Annotated in this window: 18 protein-coding genes; 2 read left to right on the top strand and 16 right to left on the bottom strand. The window is 45.5% G+C overall.

Features of this window, described 5'->3' with window-relative positions:
* The first annotated feature begins 8 nt into the window (after positions 1-8).
* Entirely contained in the window at positions 9-179 is a 171-nt protein-coding gene (locus AWH61_RS20345; protein ID WP_139308971.1) for a hypothetical protein, read from the top strand.
* Between the two features lie 75 nt (positions 180-254).
* Here AWH61_RS20345 and accA read toward each other — a convergent pair whose 3' ends face one another.
* The 16 genes from accA to rpsB all read right to left on the bottom strand — a co-directional run bounded on the left by accA (position 255) and on the right by rpsB (position 18,518).
* Positions 255-1,211, bottom strand: coding sequence for an acetyl-CoA carboxylase carboxyl transferase subunit alpha (gene accA, locus AWH61_RS02170; RefSeq protein WP_014948567.1), 957 nt, complete (start codon positions 1,209-1,211; stop codon positions 255-257).
* Positions 1,212-1,279: 68 nt separating this feature from the next.
* Positions 1,280-4,744, bottom strand: a complete 3,465-nt coding sequence (gene dnaE, locus AWH61_RS02165; RefSeq protein ID WP_075176114.1) for a DNA polymerase III subunit alpha — start codon at positions 4,742-4,744, stop codon at positions 1,280-1,282.
* Between the two features lie 4 nt (positions 4,745-4,748).
* A complete protein-coding gene (gene rnhB / locus AWH61_RS02160; RefSeq protein WP_014948565.1) occupies positions 4,749-5,321 on the bottom strand; it encodes a ribonuclease HII in 573 nt (190 codons plus the stop codon).
* Positions 5,314-6,462, bottom strand: a complete 1,149-nt coding sequence (lpxB, locus tag AWH61_RS02155; RefSeq protein ID WP_075176112.1) for a lipid-A-disaccharide synthase — start codon at positions 6,460-6,462, stop codon at positions 5,314-5,316. Before lpxB ends, rnhB begins: the two co-directional genes overlap by 8 nt.
* A 2-nt stretch (positions 6,463-6,464) precedes the next feature.
* On the bottom strand, positions 6,465-7,235 hold the full coding sequence (gene lpxA, locus AWH61_RS02150) for an acyl-ACP--UDP-N-acetylglucosamine O-acyltransferase (protein WP_075176111.1): 771 nt from the start codon (positions 7,233-7,235) through the stop codon (positions 6,465-6,467).
* Position 7,236: 1 nt separating this feature from the next.
* Positions 7,237-7,686 (bottom strand): 3-hydroxyacyl-ACP dehydratase FabZ, encoded by a 450-nt coding sequence (gene fabZ / locus AWH61_RS02145; protein WP_014948562.1) that lies wholly within the window; start codon positions 7,684-7,686, stop codon positions 7,237-7,239.
* A gap of 193 nt (positions 7,687-7,879) precedes the next feature.
* A complete protein-coding gene (locus AWH61_RS02140) occupies positions 7,880-8,395 on the bottom strand; it encodes an OmpH/Skp family outer membrane protein (protein WP_039230508.1) in 516 nt (171 codons plus the stop codon).
* 62 nt (positions 8,396-8,457) lie between these two features.
* Positions 8,458-10,935, bottom strand: coding sequence for an outer membrane protein assembly factor BamA (bamA, locus tag AWH61_RS02135; RefSeq protein WP_039230512.1), 2,478 nt, complete (start codon positions 10,933-10,935; stop codon positions 8,458-8,460).
* A 58-nt stretch (positions 10,936-10,993) separates the two neighbouring features.
* Entirely contained in the window at positions 10,994-12,346 is a 1,353-nt protein-coding gene (gene rseP, locus AWH61_RS02130; RefSeq protein WP_075176110.1) for a sigma E protease regulator RseP, read from the bottom strand.
* Positions 12,340-13,527: a 1-deoxy-D-xylulose-5-phosphate reductoisomerase gene (gene ispC, locus AWH61_RS02125; protein ID WP_075176109.1), complete on the bottom strand. Its 1,188-nt coding sequence runs from the start codon at positions 13,525-13,527 to the stop codon at positions 12,340-12,342. Before ispC ends, rseP begins: the two co-directional genes overlap by 7 nt.
* A complete protein-coding gene (locus AWH61_RS02120; RefSeq protein WP_014948557.1) occupies positions 13,527-14,390 on the bottom strand; it encodes a phosphatidate cytidylyltransferase in 864 nt (287 codons plus the stop codon). The genes ispC and AWH61_RS02120 overlap by 1 nt, the downstream gene beginning before the upstream one ends.
* A 54-nt stretch (positions 14,391-14,444) precedes the next feature.
* Positions 14,445-15,227, bottom strand: coding sequence for a polyprenyl diphosphate synthase (gene uppS / locus AWH61_RS02115; RefSeq protein WP_014948556.1), 783 nt, complete (start codon positions 15,225-15,227; stop codon positions 14,445-14,447).
* A gap of 9 nt (positions 15,228-15,236) precedes the next feature.
* On the bottom strand, positions 15,237-15,794 hold the full coding sequence (frr, locus tag AWH61_RS02110) for a ribosome recycling factor (protein ID WP_014948555.1): 558 nt from the start codon (positions 15,792-15,794) through the stop codon (positions 15,237-15,239).
* A 23-nt stretch (positions 15,795-15,817) separates the two neighbouring features.
* Positions 15,818-16,555, bottom strand: coding sequence for a UMP kinase (pyrH, locus tag AWH61_RS02105; protein ID WP_014948554.1), 738 nt, complete (start codon positions 16,553-16,555; stop codon positions 15,818-15,820).
* Positions 16,556-16,792: 237 nt separating this feature from the next.
* On the bottom strand, positions 16,793-17,665 hold the full coding sequence (gene tsf, locus AWH61_RS02100) for a translation elongation factor Ts (RefSeq protein WP_014948553.1): 873 nt from the start codon (positions 17,663-17,665) through the stop codon (positions 16,793-16,795).
* A 121-nt stretch (positions 17,666-17,786) separates the two neighbouring features.
* Positions 17,787-18,518 (bottom strand): 30S ribosomal protein S2, encoded by a 732-nt coding sequence (gene rpsB, locus AWH61_RS02095; protein ID WP_014948552.1) that lies wholly within the window; start codon positions 18,516-18,518, stop codon positions 17,787-17,789.
* 412 nt (positions 18,519-18,930) lie between these two features.
* On the opposite strand from rpsB, the gene map reads away from it, so the two are divergent.
* The gene (gene map / locus AWH61_RS02090) at positions 18,931-19,725 is read left to right on the top strand and encodes a type I methionyl aminopeptidase (RefSeq protein ID WP_014948551.1); all 795 of its coding nucleotides are present in this window, start codon (positions 18,931-18,933) and stop codon (positions 19,723-19,725) included.
* Positions 19,726-19,977 lie beyond the last annotated feature (252 nt).

Raw genomic sequence — 19,977 nt, 5'->3', positions numbered from 1 at the left:
GTTTAACTTTGTATTTGGCTAAGCACTGGCTTTCTAATAACACACTTTCTAATAACACACTTTCTAATAACAGAAGGGGGTTGGTTACCTTTGGTAAACAACCCCCTTGTTCGTATACGACATTACATGACCGACATGAATTAAGCCGCCGCTCGCTAGTTTTTATAGCAAGCGTTTAAACTGATAGAACGCAGCTGTACATAACGGCTAAATGCACCTTTCATGCTAGTTTTCTTAATGAACTTATAATGAGCTTAGCAATAACCGAACGACATCAAACGCTGGTAACGCTCTTCCATCAATTTAGTCTTATCTAGCTCTTTAAGCTGGTTAAGCTGCTGCTTAATGACCGCCTTCAAATTAGCCGCCATGCCATTATGATCGCGATGCGCACCACCTAAAGGCTCTTCAACAATACTGTTAATCAGGCCTAGCTCTTTAATTTGTGGCGCACTTACGCCCATCGCTTCTGCAGCGAGTGGTGCTTTTTCTGCGCTTTTCCACAGAATAGACGCACAACCTTCTGGTGAAATCACCGAGTACGTAGAATATTGAAGCATATTAACACGATCGCCAACACCAATTGCTAGTGCGCCACCTGAACCACCTTCACCGATAACGGTACACACGATTGGAACGGTAAGCTCAGCCATCTCGAATAGGTTCTTCGCGATTGCCTCACTCTGGCCACGCTCTTCAGCGCCAACACCAGGATACGCTCCTGGCGTATCGATAAAGGTGATGATAGGCATATTGAAGCGCTCGGCCATCTTCATAAGACGCAAGGCTTTACGGTAGCCTTCTGGTTTAGGCATACCGAAGTTACGCTTGATTTTTTCGTTGGTGTCACGCCCTTTCTGATGACCAATAATCATCACCGGCTGATCATCCAGCATTGCTGGGCCACCAACAATCGCTTTATCGTCAGCAAACGCGCGGTCGCCAGCAAGCTCGTCGAATTCGGTAAAAATACGAGGAATGTAATCTAACGTGTATGGACGCATTGGGTGACGAGCAAGTTGAGAAACTTGCCATGCGCCAAGATCAGAAAAGATCTTTTTAGTCAGCTCTGCGCTTTTACCGCGAAGCTTATTGATTTCTTCTTCAATACCAACGTCAAACTCGCCACCTTGATTCACCAACCTAAGCTCTTCAATTTTTGCTTCTAGTTCGGCTATTGGCTGTTCAAAGTCCAAAAACTGTATACTCATTTCATGTCCTATTCGTACTACGCTCGTCTATGCAAACGCGAGATGTCCAATCTATCGAACTCTTACCCTTAATGGTAGAGAATTGAAACGGCTTTGTCTCCCAAACATTGTTTGAGATCGTGCAAAAGTTGGTCTTCAGGGGTAACGTACCATCTTGCACCACACGCTAAGATTACTTCAGCGTCTGGATGGGTTACCGCTAACTGAACAGGACAACTTCCGCCGTTAAATGCCTGCAGGATAGATTGCATCTGACTCATTTTCTTCGGTTCAAGCAGCTGGGTATCAATATTAAGTGCCAGCGCTCTCGCGTTTTTCTCTCGTGCCTGAACAATGTCCATTACATCACGGGCGGTGATTGTATTGCCCCCAGAGAAATCATCAAAGCTGACCTGTCCCTTTATAAGCAATATTCTGTCAGTTTCTAACACACTTTCGAACTGTTCGTACATATCGGGGAAGAAACGTACGTCTATTCTGGCACTCTTATCATCCAGTGTCACTATGGCCCAGCGACGACCCCGCTTGTTCGTCATAACACGCACGCCAAGCACCAGTCCTACTGCACTGGCCATTTGGTCTTTGTTGGTTGGTTTTAAATCAACTAATCGACCGTCAGTGTAGTAACGCAGTTCTTCCGCGTACTGATTGATGGGGTGGCCGGTTAAGTACAAGCCTAGCGTGTCTTTTTCACCTTCTAGCCATACTTTTTCAGGCCACTCAGGGACATCGGCAAACGCTTGCTTCACGTCTTCTGGCTCGGTAGTCAGTAGGCCAAACATGTCTGACTGACCAAAAGACTCGGCTTTTGCATGCTGTCCAGCGGCGGCAAGGGCTTCGGGTAAACTCGCCATAAGGCTAGCGCGATGGGGACCTAAGTTGTCCATTGCCCCCGCTAATACTAGCTTTTCTAGCACTCGCTTGTTTACCCGTTTAATGTCTATCTTGGCGCAGAAATCAAAAAGATCTTTAAATGCCCCTTGGGTCTCCCGCGCTTCAATAATCGCTTCAATCGGGCCTTCACCTACCCCTTTAATCGCACCGATACCGTAAACAATGCGGCCTTCGCTATCGACGGTAAATTTGTATTTACCTGCATTTAAATCTGGCGGCAGTATTTCAATGCCCATGCGCTCACATTCATCGACAAGCGTCACGATTTTATCGGTGTTATCCATATCCGCCGACATTACCGCAGCCATGAATTCCGCAGGATAATGCACTTTCAGCCACAAGGTTTGGTAAGACACCAAGGCATAAGCGGCAGAGTGAGATTTGTTAAACCCGTAACCCGCAAACTTTTCTACCAAGTCGAAGATTTTCATCGCAAGGTCCGGGTCAATATTATTGCCCTTCGCACCTTCGGCGAACGTGCCGCGCTGCTTGGCCATCTCTTCAGGCTTTTTCTTACCCATCGCACGACGAAGCAAGTCAGCGCCGCCCAGCGAGTAGCCCGCCATTTCCTGGGCTATCTGCATTACCTGTTCCTGATACAAGATAATGCCATAGGTAGGCTCTAGAATTTCTTTCAAGCACTCGTGCTGATATTCAGCATCGGGGTAGGAAATTTCTTCACGTCCGTGCTTACGGTCAATAAAGTTATCTACCATGCCTGATTGCAGCGGGCCCGGACGGAACAGGGCCACCAGTGCGATAATATCTTCGAAGCAGTCAGGTTTAAGGCGCTTAATTAGCTCTTTCATACCGCGAGATTCCAGCTGGAATACCGCAGTTGTCTCAGCGTTTTGAAGGGTTCTGAAACTCTTAGGATCTTCAAGCGGAATAGCGCTGATATCTACATCAACGTTCTTCCCTTCTTTGATCATATCTATTGCCCACTGAATAATAGTCAGCGTACGAAGACCTAAGAAGTCGAATTTTACCAAGCCCGCCGTTTCAACGTCGTTTTTGTCGAACTGGGTTACGGGGTTTTTACCTTCGTCATCACAATACAAAGGCGAGAAATCTGTGATTGTGGTTGGCGCAATAACAACACCACCGGCGTGTTTACCAGCGTTTCGGGTAACCCCTTCAAGTATTCGCGCCATATCGATAAGGTCTTTCACTTCCTCATCGCTTTCATAAACTTCTGGTAGCTGTGGCTCTGCTTTAAACGCCTTTTCAAGCGTCATGCCTGGATCTGGTGGAATCAGCTTTGAGATTCTGTCTACAAAGCCGTATGGGTGACCAAGTACGCGGCCTACGTCGCGCACTACCGCTTTTGCCGCCATAGTACCAAACGTAATGATTTGCGATACCGCCTGACGTCCGTAAAGCTCAGCAACGTGGTCGATTACCTCGTCTCGTCTATCCATACAGAAGTCGACGTCGAAGTCGGGCATGGATACACGCTCTGGGTTCAAGAAACGTTCGAATAGCAAGTCGAATTCAAGCGGGTCTAGGTCGGTAATTTTTAGGGCATAAGCCACTAATGAACCCGCACCAGACCCCCGCCCTGGTCCTACCGGAATTCCGTTATCCTTACTCCACTGAATGAACTCCATTACGATAAGGAAGTAGCCTGGGAAACCCATTTGGTTGATAACTTCGAGCTCAATGCGAAGTCGGTCATCGTACTCTGGACGTTTCGCTTTGCGCACTTCTTCATCGGGAAATAGAAATTCTAGACGTTCTTCCAACCCCTCTTCAGACACCTTAACCAAGAAGTCTTCGGTGGTCATGCCGCCGGTTGGAAATTGCGGTAAGAAGTACTCGTTTAACCGTACGGTAACGTTACAGCGCTTGGCAATTTCAACCGTATTTTCTATGGCTTCAGGAATGTCGCTAAATAACTCAACCATTTCCTCAGCAGTGCGCAGATATTGCTGGTCACTGTATCGTTTAGGGCGGCGGTTATCATCAAGCGTGTAGCCATCGTGAATACATACACGAATTTCGTGAGCATCAAAGCCTTCACGGTCAATAAAGCACACTTCATTGGTGGCAACCACGGGTAAGCCGCGCTGCTCAGCAAGCTCCACGGCAAGGTGCAAGTAATCTTCCTCACCTTGCCTACCGGTTCTGATAAGCTCTAAATAAAAGCGGTCGGGAAAATGCGTTTGATAAAACTCAAGGGCACTATCCAGAATTTTGGCGTTGTTTTTCATTAAACCCACACCAACATCACCATGCTGTGCACCCGATAACGCAATCACACCTTCACTGTGCTCTGCCAACCATTCTTGATCAATGACTGCTCGGTGTGAGAGGTGCCCGCGAAGATAGGCCTTGGAGATAAGAATAGTAATGTTCTTATATCCCTCATTATTCATCGCAATAAGGGTTAGTCTGAAAGGTTCATCGCCAAAGACTTCATTAGTAACCCAAAAATCAGTGCCGATGATGGGCTTAATACCTAAGTTATGTGCCTCGGAATAAAACTTTACCAAGCCACACATATTCATTTGGTCGGTGATCGCCACGGCAGGCATGCCAAGCGCGGCCACTTTACCTAGAATAGGTTTAACCTTATTCAGGCCGTCCATCATCGAAAAGTCGCTGTGAACACGTAAATGAATAAATGGCGATGACATGATGTTATTTCTCTTCGAGTAGCGCTTTTACAGGTTTAAAACTTTTTCGATAGCAATCTAAGATGCCATATTCAGCGATGGCTTCAAAGTGTGCTTTTGTGGGGTAACCTTTGTGCCCGGCAAAGTTATATTGCGGGTAGGCCTCGTGAAGCGAAATCATATCGTTATCTCGCTCTACTTTGGCAATAATGGAAGCCGCTGAAATTTCTGCGTGCAGGCTATCGCCTTTCACTACCGCTTCAGACTCAAAATTCCACGCAGGAACCCGGTTACCATCTACGCGCACAAAGTCAGGCCTTACTGGCAGGCCTTCCACTGCGCGGATCATAGCGAGCATGGTAGCGTGCAGTATATTAAGCTTATCTATTTCTTCAGGGCTAGCTCTACCTATATTCCAGTAGAGTGCTTTTTCACGAATTTCTTGGGCAAGCGCTACGCGCTTTTTTTCACTCAGTTTTTTAGAGTCGGTTAGCCCTTCAATGGGATTTTCAGGGTCGAGAATGACCGCGGCGGTGACCACATCACCGACTAACGGGCCACGACCTACTTCATCAACGCCGGCAATTAACTTATGCAAACAATTCCTCCACGACAGCTTTTGCTGCTGTTCTATCAGCGTTGCATTTTAGCGTATGGTGGAGGTCGGTGAAACGGGAAATAAGGGCTGAATTATCACTTTCGAAGAAGTTGAGTAGCTGATTGCTCATATTCTCTGCATTTACTTCTTCTTGTAGTAATTCAGGAATAATAGCTTCATTAGCCAATAGATTTGGCAACGTGAAGAAAGGCGCTTTATACAAGCGCTGCATAATTTTATACGTGAGTGGTGCGAGTAAATAAGCGGCCACCATGGGGCGCTTACATAACATGGCCTCTAAGGTAGCCGTGCCTGATGCAAGCAAGATAACATCGCTAGCTATCATCGCATCTCGCGATGTGCCTTGCGTTACCTGAATGGGTAAACGTTCCTCTGCATTATTGGCTTCCAGCAAGAGTGCCTTTATTTGCGTAAGACGATGTTCGTTAGCAGCAGGGATAAGAAATTGAATGTCGCTGCGTTTAGCATGAATAGCTTCTATGGTCTCCAGAAATACTGGAAGTAGCGTTTCTACTTCGCCTCTGCGTGAGCCTGGAAGTACAGCCAATACGGAAGCATTACCATCTACACCTAATTCTTGGCGCGCCGCATTTTGGTCGGGCTCAATTGCTATAGCGTCAGCCATTGTGTGCCCCACAAAGGTATAGGGAACGTGGTATTTATCGTAAACCTGCTGCTCGAAAGGAAATAAACCCAACACACGATTAGTCGCTTTCGCTATTTTATGGATGCGCTTTTCACGCCACGCCCACACAGTAGGACTCACATAGTGCATGGTTTTGATACCGCGTGCTTTAAGCGCTTTTTCTACTCTTAGATTAAAATCAGGCGCATCAATACCCACAAAAATATCAGGCGGATTTTGCTCGAAGTGAGCAAGAAGCTGCTTTTTAACTTTCAAGATGGCAGGTAGATGGGAGAGAACTTCAACAAGCCCCATAACCGACAAGGTTTCCATATCGAACAGACTATGAAAACCCGCGTTTATCATATTTGGACCGCCAATACCTTCGATAACAGCATCAGGGTATTGGCGTTTTAACTCTGCAACCATTCCGGCGGCAAGCACGTCACCAGAGGGCTCTCCGGCAACCATGCCGATACGGATAGGCGTAGACATAATTAGCGAATAATGCCTCGCTCAGAGTCTTGTAAGAACTTCACCATAAGGGCCACACCAGGGAACTCCTGTGCGGATTCGGCAAGTTTTTCAATGGCTTCGTCTACGGTATTGCCTTCACGGTATATTGCTTTGTAAGCGCGTTTAATGGCCATAACTTCTTCTTTGCTGAAGCCACGACGCTTAAGTCCTTCAGAATTAATACCCTGAGGAATATTTTTCTGGCCGCTGACCATAACAAAGGGAGGCACGTCGCGCAGAATAATGCCGCCAGCCCCCAAAAACGAATGAGCTCCAATCTTACAGAACTGGTGAATACCTGCGGCACCGCCAACAATGACGTGGTCGTCCATGTGAACATGGCCAGCAATCGCAACACTGTTTGCAATAATAATGTCGTTGCCAAGAACACAATCATGGGCAACATGAGAGTTGGCCATAAATAAACAGCGAGAACCGATTATGGTAATGCTGTTGTCTTGAATAGTGCCTCGGTGAACGGTTACCCCTTCCCTAAACTCGTTATCGTCACCGATGACAAGTTCAGTAGGCTCGCCCGCATACTTCTTATCTTGGCAGTCTTCACCAATTGAAGAAAACTGATAAAATTTATTGTTTTTACCGATACGCGTTGGGCCGCGTACCACCACATGTGATTTCAGAATACAGCCATCGCCTATGGTGACGTTGTCGTCTACCACACAAAATGGGCCAATGGTGACATTTTCACCAATCGTTGCACTTTCTGAAATTACCGCAGTTGGATGGATCACGTTAAGCTATCTCTCTCATCGCACACATAAACTCTGCAACACAAGCGATATCGCCATCAACGCTTGCAGTGCCTTTAAATTTCCAAATCCCTCTGCGCTCTTTAACTAGAGCAACATCAAACTCAAGCCTGTCACCTGGAACGACAGGACGCTTAAAGCGTGCGTTATCAATCCCTGCATACAAGTATAACTTATCATTGTTACCCATTGTCTTAAATCCTAAAACACCGGCAGCTTGTGCCATTGCTTCAAGAATTAATACCCCTGGGAAAATTGGCTGTTCAGGGAAGTGCCCCATGAAACACGGCTCATTGATAGTGATATTCTTATAAGCCTTTACAGACTCACCCAGAACATAGTCTGTTACACGATCAACAAGTAGGAATGGATACCGATGAGGTAACAGTTCCAATATTTCCTGAATTTCGATGGTATTAAGTGAATTGGCCAAAAACTTTCTCCTGTATACAAGCATGACCTACAACTATTTTATACCAATACAGATGATTGATTGGCATTCTGGTCAAACTCGCCGTAAAAACTAAAAACGGCGGCAACCATACGCTGTTAAGCGCAAAAAACAAATCAGACCAACACCTTTGGGGAGTTGGTCTGATAAATTTTACAACTGACTAGCGTAGTTATTAGTTAGTTTTGCTTACTTGCTGAAGAACTTGCTCAGATAAATCGTGCTCTTCTTTTGCAAACGCAACTGCACCAGAGTTAAGTACTAGGTCATAACCTTGCTTTGCTGCAACAGAGTCAATAGCTTGCTTGATTAGGCCAAGAAGCTTGTTGCGCTCTTCGTTGCTGCGACGTTGAATGTTTTGCTGTAAAGGTTGACCTTTTTTAGCTAGCTCTTCACGCACTGACAAGATTTTTTGTTCTAGTTCTTTCTTCTCTGCATCGCTCATAGTCGCCGCGTCGCGCTGAAGACGTTCTGCGTAGAACTGACCATCACGCTGCAGTTGATTCACTTCTTCAAGCTGATCTTTAAATTCAGCCTGAATAGCGTTTTGAATTTCAGCCGCTTGAGGCATCGCTTGGAAAATACCTTGCACATCGACAACTGCAACTTTCTGCTCTGCCATTACAGATGTACTAACTAAAGCGCTACCCAGCATTGCTCCTGCAACGATATGTTTAACCAACTGTTTCAAAGGGAACTCCTTTTGTAAATCTTATTATAGAGCGCGTCTAAAAACACGCTCGCTTTAATGTCTTAGAAAGTTTGACCAATGTTGAAAGTGAAGAATCTCGCATCGTCACCATCACGTTGCTGTATCGCTTTCGAGAAGCTGAATACCATCGGTCCCATTGGCGATATCCACTGGACTGATATACCTGCCGAGCTACGATACAGGCTCCAGTCAGAATAGTCCAATAGCTCGCCATTTTGCGATGATGCTATGTCAAACTGACGGTAATAGTCATAGTCGAACTCAGTATCCCACACGTTACCCACATCCACAAACAAACTTGTGCGAACTGAGTTATCCATTTCTTCTTCAACAAACGGTGTAGGAACTATAAGTTCTATACCACCAAGGGCCATAGCGTTACCACCTAGGCTTCGCGTTGACCAAGATAGCTGAGCATCAGCTGGATCGCCTGGGAACACTTCACCGTCAGGCCCAACAATGGTACCCGTATTGCCTAAGAAAATACCGCGAGGACCTACCGTGTTGTTTTCAAAGCCACGTAGTGAGTCTGAACCACCCGCAGTAAAGTTCTCTGTAAACGGTAATATTTGTTCATTGCCGTTAATATCACCATAACCATTACCGTAGCCAAGACGTACACGCGCTAGGAAAGACCAACGCTGGTTACGAGATAATGGGAAGTACCACTTACCGTCAAATACTGTCTTGAAGTAGTTAACGTCTGAGTTTGGCGTTGTAATACTGAATGACGCTCGCTGAGATGAACCGGCGGTTGGGAACAAACCGCGGTTAAGCGTACTTCTGCTCCAACTTATGCTAGCCAAATAGCTATCGTATTTAATCGCTGCGTCTGGGTCTTCACCGTTAGTAAACTGATTATAGAACTGCTCAGTCTGCTCGTAGTAGCCACGGTTGAATAGCTCTACGTTGCTGTAGGTCAAACCGAAGTTAATACGGTTGAACTCGTTAATCGGATAACCAATGTTCGCACCAATAGACCAACGTTTTGAGTTGTACTGGATTACGTTAAAGTCAGAGCCGTCGAATTCACTGTAGCCTATGCTTCCACCCAAGCTGATACCATCAATGGTAAAGTAAGGGTCGTTATACGTGATTTGCGCACTACGCTGGTAAGATACCGTACTTAGGTTCAGGCCTACTCGTTTACCTGTACCTAAGAAGTTATCTTGTTGGATACCCGCCTGCAGGCTAAGTTTCGTTCTATCACCGTAACCAATACCTGCGTTGAACGAGCCCGAAGGCTGTTCTTTGACGTTAAAATTAACGTCTACTTTATCTTCCGACCCCGGAATACGTACCGTTTCAAACTCAACTTCTTCCATATAGGTAAGACGAGAAAGCTGGTTCTTAGAAGACTCCAGTAAGTTATTCGAAAGCCACGTGCCTTCCATCTGACTCACGTTCTGACGTAGTACGTTATCTGCTGTTACCACGTTGCCGTTAAACTTAATACGGTTGACGTATATACGCTTACCTGGGTCAACAGACAGCGTGAGCTTAACCGTTTTGTCTTCGTCATTAATTTCAGGAACCGTAGTTACTGTTGGGTAAGCGTACCCGAAGCGACCAAGATACTTACTGATAAATTCTTCTGTATACGTTACTTCGGCTTGGTTATAGAGTTCACCCGTAGTAAGCGGAAGCACGCGTTCAATATACTCTTCGTGTCCGAGTACGTCGCCTACCAATTCCACTTCAGAAATGGTGTATTGCTCACCTTCTGTTACGTTCATGGCAATGTAGATACCTGACTTTTCAGGTGTCATTGATACCTGCGTAGAGTCAACGTTGAAGCGAAGGTAACCACGGTTTAAGTAATGGTTACGCAGCGTTTCCATGTCCCCTTGCAACGTTTGCTGCTGGTAGCGAGTTTCCGACAGGAAATCCCACCATGGCGTGTCGTATTGTAGCTCAAAAGCCTCCATCAGCTCTTCATCTGAGAAGATTTCGTTACCTACAATATTAATTTGTTCAATTTCAGCCGCGTCGCCTTCTTCGAAAAGTAATTTCAAGTCAACACGATTACGCGGTAGCGGCGTTATGATGGCCGTTACATCAGCATTATATTTACCGATGCTGTAAAAGAAGTCTTTCAGGCCATTCTCAATAGAGGTTAGTACGGTTTTATCAAGCGGCTCACCAATGCGAACCCCGTTTCCGTCCAAGCTTTCCTGAAGTTGCTCATCTTTAATGTCATCATTGCCATCAAAAATAATATTACTGATAGTTGGACGTTCAGACACACGCACAACAAGCGTATTGCCATCGCGAAGAATTTCAACATTTTCAAAGTGAGTTGAAGAGTACAACGAGCGAATAAGCTGCGTTACCCTGAATGTATTAAGCTCGTCGCCAACTTGAACGGGCAAGTAGGTTAAGGCTGCACCAAGTGCAACTCGTTGCAAACCTTCTACGCGAATGTCTTCAACGACAAATTCACTGTCTTGCGCCGCAGCATTGGCAAAGCTAGCACTGGAAAGAATGGCTCCGGCTGCTACTAACTGTTTTAACTTCATCTATTTTTCTTTTCCTGGCCGCGTTTTGTATTAGCTGTTTTGTACTTCCTGATTTGTATCAGGTTATGCGAGCGATATCGTTAAAAATTGCGATACCCATGATCATAAACAGAAGCACGCCACCTATTCTGTAACCCCATTCCTGCACCGCTTCAGGCACAGGTTTGCCTGTGATCCACTCCAAGATAAAAAACATGAGGTGACCACCGTCAAGCATGGGCAAGGGTAATAAATTTATTATGCCTAAATTTACGCTTATTAAGGCAAGAAAACTCAAAAAGTACGCAAGTCCATACCCAGCACTTGTTCCCGCACCTTGAGCAATTGAGATAGGCCCACTCAAATTCTTCACTGACACGTCGCCCGTGATGAGCTTACCTATCATTTCGACACTGAGTGTCATAAGACGCCATGTTTTATCTAGCGCCTTCCCAATAGCCTCTATAATGCCATATTGATGCGTAAACACATACCCTTCTGGCCAAGGCTCAAATGTTGGGCTTACACCGAGATATCCACTTTGCCCTTGTGGTGTATCGCGGCGCGCTATCGTGGCATCTAACGTCAGTTGTTGTCCATCCCTTTGTATATCAAGCGAGATATTCTCGCCGGGACTTTCAACAATAACGTCAACTAATCGCTCCCACGATGACAACTTAGCGCCATTTAATGCAAGAAGCTCATCACCGGGTTTTAAACCCGCTTGCTGAGCCGCGCTTCCTTCACCTACAAACCCAACGGTTAACGTTGCATCTGGACGATAAGGGGTTAACCCTAAGCTGCTTAAAGGAGACTCGCTATCTGGGTCAAAGTTCCAAGAACCCAGTGTAAAAGTCAGTTCTTTTTCAACATTTGACGAATTTTTAACCGTAACATTGGCTTTTTCGGCGCCAATGTTTGAGACTATTTCCAGGTTTACCGCTTCCCAATCAGGCGTATTCCTGTCGCCAACTTTAATAATTTCATCACCAGGTTGCACACCAGCGATAGCTGCGATGCTTTCTGGCTCAACCTGTTTAACTACTGGCTTAACCGTTTCCAGCCCCACCAGATACATCAACCACAGTGCGAAAAACGCAAAAATAAAGTTAACGCCAGGGCCAGCAGCAATAACCGCCATGCGCTGCAAAACGGGTTTATTGTTAAACGCTTTGTCTTCTAACTCAGGCGGTACGTCATCAATACGTCCATCGAGCATGCGCACGTATCCACCTAATGGGATCATAGCGATGACATATTCTGTGCCTGATTTACTTGTTTTACGCCATATAGGCTTTCCAAAACCAATTGAGAAGCGCTCTACCTGCACACCGCATTTACGAGCCACATAAAAGTGCCCCCATTCATGTACAGCAACCAAAATACCTAAGGCTACAATGAATGCACCAAGGCTCCATAAAAATGCTAGCACTGGAATTTACCTCGAATAATCTCGTTAGCTTTTGCTCTTGCAAGGCTGTCTTGCTCTAGTATTTGCTGAATAGAATTCACCGACACATTGGGCATAGCATTAAGCGTGGCGTCATTTACTTTAGCAATATCGCAAAACTGAATTTTGCCTTCTAGAAAGGCGTCGACAGCCACTTCGTTTGACGCGTTCACTCGTGTTGTTGCACATTGCCCTTCTTTACACGCATCAATAGCCAGCTTCAAATTCGGATAACGCTCAAAACAAGGGGTTTGGAAACTGAAATTGCCAATGTCAGAAAAGTCGAGCGGCGTCACGCCCGCTTCGATTCGCTCAGGATGCGCCAAACCATAAGCAATAGGGGTACGCATATCAGGATTACCCATTTGTGCGATCACCGAGCCATCAACATATTGCACCATAGAATGAATAATACTTTGCGGGTGAATAACCACATTAATATCATCTGCGCCAGCACCGAACAACCAACAGGCTTCAATAAACTCCAGCCCCTTGTTCATCATAGTTGCAGAATCGATTGTAATTTTTCTGCCCATCGACCAGTTAGGGTGTGTACTGGCTTCATCGATTGTAATTGACGAGAAGCTATCAAGCGGTCTTTCTCTAAACGGACCACCAGAACCCGTTAAGAGAATTTTACGAATGCCGGATGCGGCAAAGTTACCGTATTCATAATCGTGCGGTAGGCACTGGAATATGGCGTTGTGTTCGCTGTCAATAGGAAGAATTTCAGCGCCGCTTTGGTTCGCAGCCTCGATAAATAAAGCACCAGACATGACTAACGCTTCTTTATTGGCAAGCAAAACCCGTTTACCCGCCTTTACTGCTGCCAGTGTGGGTAAAAGCCCTGCTGCACCCACAATGGCTGCCATTACAGCATCAACTTCAGGCGCGCTGGATACTTCTTCCAGCGCCTTAGCACCAGAGAGAATTTCTGCATCCACACCGTACTGGGATGCTAACTCACAGGCTAGTTTGTAGTTAGCGTCATCAGCAATTACCACATAGCGCGGCGCGCATTTCTGGGCCTGCTCCATAAGCAATTCAAGCTGTGAGTTGCCAGTAATAGCAAATACGCGATATTTGTCTGGGTGGCGGTTTATTACGTCGAGTGTATTACAACCAATGGAGCCTGTGGCCCCTAACACTGTTACTGTTTGCATTACGCCATCCAGGTTACATAGCAGAACGCAAAAACAGGGAATGCCGCGGTTAAGCTGTCGATTCTATCGAGTACACCACCGTGCCCAGGGAGAATTTTGCCGCTGTCTTTAATGCCCGCACAACGCTTAAGCATGCTTTCGTTTAAATCGCCAAGGGCGGAAACAGCCACCGTAATACCGCCGATAGCAAGGTGAAGCCAAATACGCGAAGGCTCTACCTGATAGTGAAGGGCCGCAAAAGCGATAATCGCGAATGAAGCTGCAATACCGCCTAACAAGCCTTCTAAACTTTTACCTGGCGATACGTTAGGGCGTAGCTTATGGCGTCCGAATTTTACGCCAACAAAGAATGCACCTATATCTGCAGCCCAAACAATCCCCAACACATAGAAGATGAGTGAAGCACCGTAGAAAGGATCAACATCGTGCAAGCTCGTGCGAAGCGCAACAACCGCTACCCATGTGGGTATAAGCGTAAGTGCCCCAAATAGGGTTCTAACGCTGCGACTGTCTTTCCAGAACTTGGAATATTTGGGATAGGCTAGCACCATAAATAAAGACGCTATCCACCATAATACGGCAACCGTTAATATGGCACGGTATAAACCATGTAATTGGCCTTGATACCAAATCGTGCTGGCATCAACAATAAGAGACAAGGCTATACATATGGCAAAGGCACCTGCCATATAAATGAGCTTTTTAGGACGTTCACATACGCCCGACATATTCGCCCATTCATAAGCGCCAATGCCGACAACACCAGCAATGGCTATTTCAAACCAAAAAATAGGAAGAAAAAGAATAGCGTAAAGCGCCAGTGGCGCGAGGATTAATGCAGTTATTATTCGTTGTTTTAGCATAATTTGCCCTTGGCTATCGTTACCAGGGCAAGCCTGATAATTGCCTGTATGGTGTTAACCATCGGCTGTGACTACCTGTTCACCGGTTAAACCGAAGCGACGTTGGCGAACGTTAAAATCGTCTACGGCCAATTGAAACACGTCTTCGTTGAAGTCGGGCCATAGTACGTCGGTAAAGTACAACTCTGCATAGGCACATTGCCACAGCAAGAAGTTGCTAATACGGTGTTCGCCACCTGTGCGAATAAGAAGGTCTAACTCAGGAAGGTTAGCTGTTGAAATGTGCGCATTCAGTGCGTCTTCACAGATGCTTTCCACATCAAGTTCGCCGCTTTTCACTTGCGTAGCAAGCTGCTTAGCCGCGTTTACAATGTCCCATCTACCACCGTAATTTGCGGCGATATTCAAGACCAAATCTTTGTTGTCTTTGGTCATGTCTTCAGCTTTACGAATTTTTTCGACCAGCTTGGCATCAAACGCCTCAACATCACCAATAACCTGTAGACGTACACCATTTTTGTGTAGTCTTTTTGCTTCACTATTGAGGACAAGATTGAACAGCTCCATTAAGACACTGACTTCTTCCTCAGGACGTTTCCAGTTCTCACTTGAAAACGCGAATAGCGTAAGTGATTCAATACCGTTTTGACGTGCAAAGCGCACAACAGAACGAACAGACTCTACCCCGGCTTTATGACCAAAGGTACGAATTTTCCCTTTCTTTTGCGCCCATCGACCATTGCCATCCATAATGATTGCAACGTGCTTCGGGCCAGCAGATTCTGCTGGCACCTCTGCTTTTGTCGATTTGGCTGCGCTTAAACGCTTTCCAATCATAATACTTACTTATACTTCCATTAGTTCTTTTTCTTTGTCAGCAAGCATGCTGTCAACTTTCTTAATGAAATCGTTAGTAATAGATTGAATGTTCTCTTCAGCAGCGCGGCTCTCATCTTCACTGATTTCTTTTTCTTTAAGAAGATCTTTGATGTCACCGTTCGCGTCGCGACGGATGTTACGGATAGCGACACGACCACCTTCTGCTTCGTTGCGAACAACGCGAATAAGGTCTTTACGACGCTCTTCAGTAAGTGGAGGAAGTGGAATACGAATTGAACCACCTGCACTCATTGGGTTTAAACCCAAATCAGACTGCATAATGGCCTTTTCTACCGCTTGAATGGCGCTTTTATCAAACACAGTTAACGCTAGAGTACGACTGTCTTCTGCAACGACGTTAGCCACTTGCTTTAGCGGCGTGTCTACGCCGTAATAAGGTACCATGATGCCATCTAGAAGGCTTGGATGCGCACGACCAGTGCGAATTTTGCTGAATTGGCCCTTTAAAGAAACTAGGCTTTTTTCCATGCGCTCTTGCGCATCTAATTCAATTTCATCAATCACGATTTGTATCCTATTGTTCTTAATTAATCGTTGTCAGCGTGGCGAATAACAGTACCTTCTTTTTCGCCCATCACAACACGCTTCAGGCAACCTGGCTTATTCATGTTGAATACGCGAATTGGCAAGCTGTGATCGCGCGCCAAAGTAAACGCTGACAAGTCCATCACTTTAAGTTCTTTTTCTAGTACTTCTTGATAAGTCAGTTCTTCATAAAGCGTTGCTTCTGGGTTTTTCACCGGATCATCGCTGTAAACACCATCAACTTTTGTCGCTTTCAATACCGCATCGGCTTCAATTTCGATACCGCGTAAACAAGCCGCTGAGTCTGTGGTGAAGAAAGGGTTGCCTGTACCGGCAGAGAAGATAACAACACGGCCTGACTTAAGAAGGCTAATGGCTTCTGCCCAGTTGTAGGCATCGCAAACACCGTTTAGCGGTATTGCTGACATCATTCGCGCATTTACAAATGCACGATGAAGCGCATCGCGCATGGCTAAGCCATTCATTACGGTAGCCAGCATTCCCATGTGATCGCCAACAACGCGGTTCATTCCCGCTTTTGCTAAGCCTTCGCCACGGAACAAGTTACCACCACCGATAACAAGACCAACTTGAACACCAAGTTCAACCAGCTCTTTAATTTCTTGCGCCATTCTATCTAGCACTTTAGGGTCTATGCCAAAGCCTTCCGCCCCCATTAGGGCTTCACCACTAAGCTTTAACAAAATGCGTCGGTATGCTGATTTTGGTGTGATACTCATAGTTTGAATTGTCCTCGTAAACCCGTTTTGTCCTATGTCTTTCAACAAGCCACTGATGTAAAAAACATAGGACAAAGCGCTTTCGTTTGTCAGGCAGGCGCGTACTTAATCTCGCCTAGCTTCACACTTACGCATTGCAATGGCAACACTAAAGACGTTCAGCTATAAAAAAGCACCTCCTAAGAGGTGCTTTGTAGTTTATCTAACTATTGCTTAATGCAAAAGATAAACACTCAATTATTTCTTAGCAGCAGCCATTTGAGCAGCTACTTCAGCAGCGAAGTCTTCAGTCTTCTTCTCGATACCTTCACCAACTTCGAAACGTACGAAGTTGATTACGTCTGCGCTGTTGTTCTTAAGAAGCTCAGCAACAGAGATTGAAGGATCTTTAACGAAAGGCTGACCAGTCAAGCTCACTTCGCCAGTGAACTTCTTCATGCGGCCTGCAACCATTTTCTCAGCGATATCAGCTGGCTTACCAGACTGGATAGCGATTTCGATTTGGATTTCTTTCTCTTTCTCAACAACTTCTGCTGGAACGTTTTCAGGCTTAACGAACTGCGGGCTTGCAGCTGCAACGTGCATTGCAACGTCTTTCGCTAGCTCTTCGTCACCGCCAGTAAGGATAGAGATAACACCAATACGGCCGCCGTGTACATACGCGCCTAGTGTATCGCCTTCAACGTTGATAACGCGACGAGGAGAGATGTTTTCGCCGATTTTAGCAACAAGTGCGTCACGAACTTCGCTTACTTTAGAACCGTTAAGTTCTGCATCGTTAAGCGCTTCGATGTCGTTGATGTTGTTAGCAGCTGCTACTTCTAGAAGCTCGTTACCAAATTTAAGGAAACCTTCGTCACGTGCTACGAAGTCAGTTTCACAGTTTAGTTCAAGCATAGTCGCGCGACCCGCTTCAACCTTAGTAAGGATTACACCTTCAGCTGCGATACGGCCTGCTTTTTTAGCCGCTTTCGCTTGGCCTGATTTACGCATGTTTTCAATGGCTAACTCAATGTCACCATCCGTTTCAACCAGGGCTTTTTTACAATCCAGCATACCTGCGCCAGTACGTTCGCGCAGTTCTTTAACTAGTGCTGCAGTCACTGCCATTTTTCAATTCCTCAGCATTAAATATAAATTCGTTAGGTAAAAGGGGCGATGTCGCCCCTCTCAATACGTTTCGTATTGTAGTACTGCCATATTATTAAGATATGACAGTAAGCAATCAGAATTACTCTGCTGCTTCTACGAAGTCGTCTTGCTCAGCTTGTACTTCAAGGTTGCTTTCGCGACCTGAGTTGATAGCGTTTGCAGCAGCATCCAAGTAAAGTTGGATAGCGCGGATAGCATCGTCGTTACCAGGGATGATGTAATCAACACCGTCTGGGTTAGAGTTAGTATCAACAACACCAACAACAGGAATACCTAGGTTACGAGCTTCTGTTACAGCAATGTGCTCGTGATCTGCGTCGATAACAAAGATCGCGTCTGGAAGACCGCCCATGTCTTTGATACCGCCAAGGCTGTTTTCAAGCTTGTCCATTTCGCGCTGAAGCATAAGTGCTTCTTTCTTAGTTAGCTTCTCAAACGTACCGTCTTGGCTTTGCTGCTCAAGATCTTTAAGACGCTTGATTGACTGACGTACTGTTTTCCAGTTAGTCAGCATACCACCTAACCAACGCTTGTTTACGTAGTACTGGTCGCACTTAAGAGCAGCATCTTTAACTGCTTCGCCAGCTGCGCGCTTAGTACCAACGAAAAGGATTTTACCTTTCTTAGACGCAACACCTGAAAGGTAGTTAAGTGCGTTGTTGAAAAGTGGAACCGTTTTTTCAAGGTTGATGATATGAACTTTGTTACGAGCGCCGAAGATGAAAGGCTTCATCTTTGGGTTCCAGTAACGAGTTTGGTGACCGAAATGCACACCTGCTTTCAGCATGTCACGCATAGAAACATTAGCCATTTTATTTTCCTCTTGGGGTTAGGCCTCCATATACCCCTTGTATCGATTCAGACCAACCTAAATTGAACTGAACACCCCGATACGAAGTGTCGGTATATGTGTGTTTTAATAAAATAAATTTACCCTCTAAAACGGTGCCAAATGCACGTGGCAAAATGAGCTTTCCGTCAGGGCGCGCGCTTTATACCACAATACCACCTAAGCCTCAAGTTTTGAGGGTAAAAAGCGACAATTTGAAGTATTTAGGTTAAAGAAAGTATAGAACCCTTAATGAGCTCGCTTTCCACCTCTGCCTTTAGCAGATAAAAACCAACAATATCATCACCTTACTAAGAATGACCTGAATAGTGTTATAATGCGTAAGTAATCAAAATTCTTCATCAAACTAGTTTCAAACGATTTGAGAGGCGCTGTGACAGCTATTATCAAAACCCCAGAAGAAATCGAAAAAATGCGCGTAGCCGGTAAATTGGCAGCCGAAGTGCTTACTATGATAGGGCCTTACGTAAAGAAAGGCGTTACCACTGATGAGCTAAATACTATTTGCCACGACTACATTGTAAATGAGCAAAAAGCGGTACCTGCGCCTTTAAACTACGGCCACCCGCCTTTTCCAAAGTCTATCTGTACGTCGGTAAACCACTGTATTTGCCACGGTATTCCTTCTGACAAGAAACTGAAAGACGGCGACATCATTAATATCGACGTGACAGTTATTAAAGATGGCTATCATGGCGATACGTCAAAAATGTTTGTGGTAGGTAAGCCTTCTATCCTTGCAGAACGCCTAATTCGCGTTACCCAAGAATGCTTATACAAAGCTATTGAGCAAGTGAAACCGGGCATGCGTCTTGGCGATATCGGTCATATTTGTCAAACCCACGCAGAAGCGCATAACTATTCAATAGTTCGTGAATACTGCGGCCACGGTATTGGCGCTAGTTTCCACGAAGAACCACAAATTGTTCACTACGGTAAGCCAGGTACAGGTGATGTGTTAGAGCCAGGTATGTGCTTTACCATCGAGCCTATGGTCAACGCAGGCAAGCGCTACTCAAAAGTGCTACCAGACCAATGGACTGTGGTAACTAAAGACAGAAGTTTAAGCGCCCAATGGGAGCACACCCTATTGGTCACTGAAACCGGCGTTGAGATTCTTACGCTTCGCGAAGAAGAAACCTTGGAACGCATCATTTCTCACGGATAAATCGACTTCGACAATATTGATAACGTTTCGAATAATCGCGTTAAAATATGATTTCAGAAGATTGAGTCTGTCGAATTATGCAAAGCAGCCGTTGAATTCGCGGCTGTTTTTTTATTGGCTCGTTAGCTCAAATTCCAACTATCAAAGTTCGGCATCGTGTGCCCACTCCCCTCATATTTACTGCGCTACACACCTATAACAAAAAACCATAAATATTCACAATTCAACCTAACTTATGCATTAATTTGCTAC

This window comes from Alteromonas sp. W12, from assembly GCF_001924945.1.
In the GTDB taxonomy this organism is placed as follows: Bacteria; Pseudomonadota; Gammaproteobacteria; order Enterobacterales; family Alteromonadaceae; genus Alteromonas; species Alteromonas macleodii.
The sequence above is the reverse complement of the archived record's forward strand: the minus strand, read 5'-3'. Positions and strand labels throughout refer to the sequence as shown.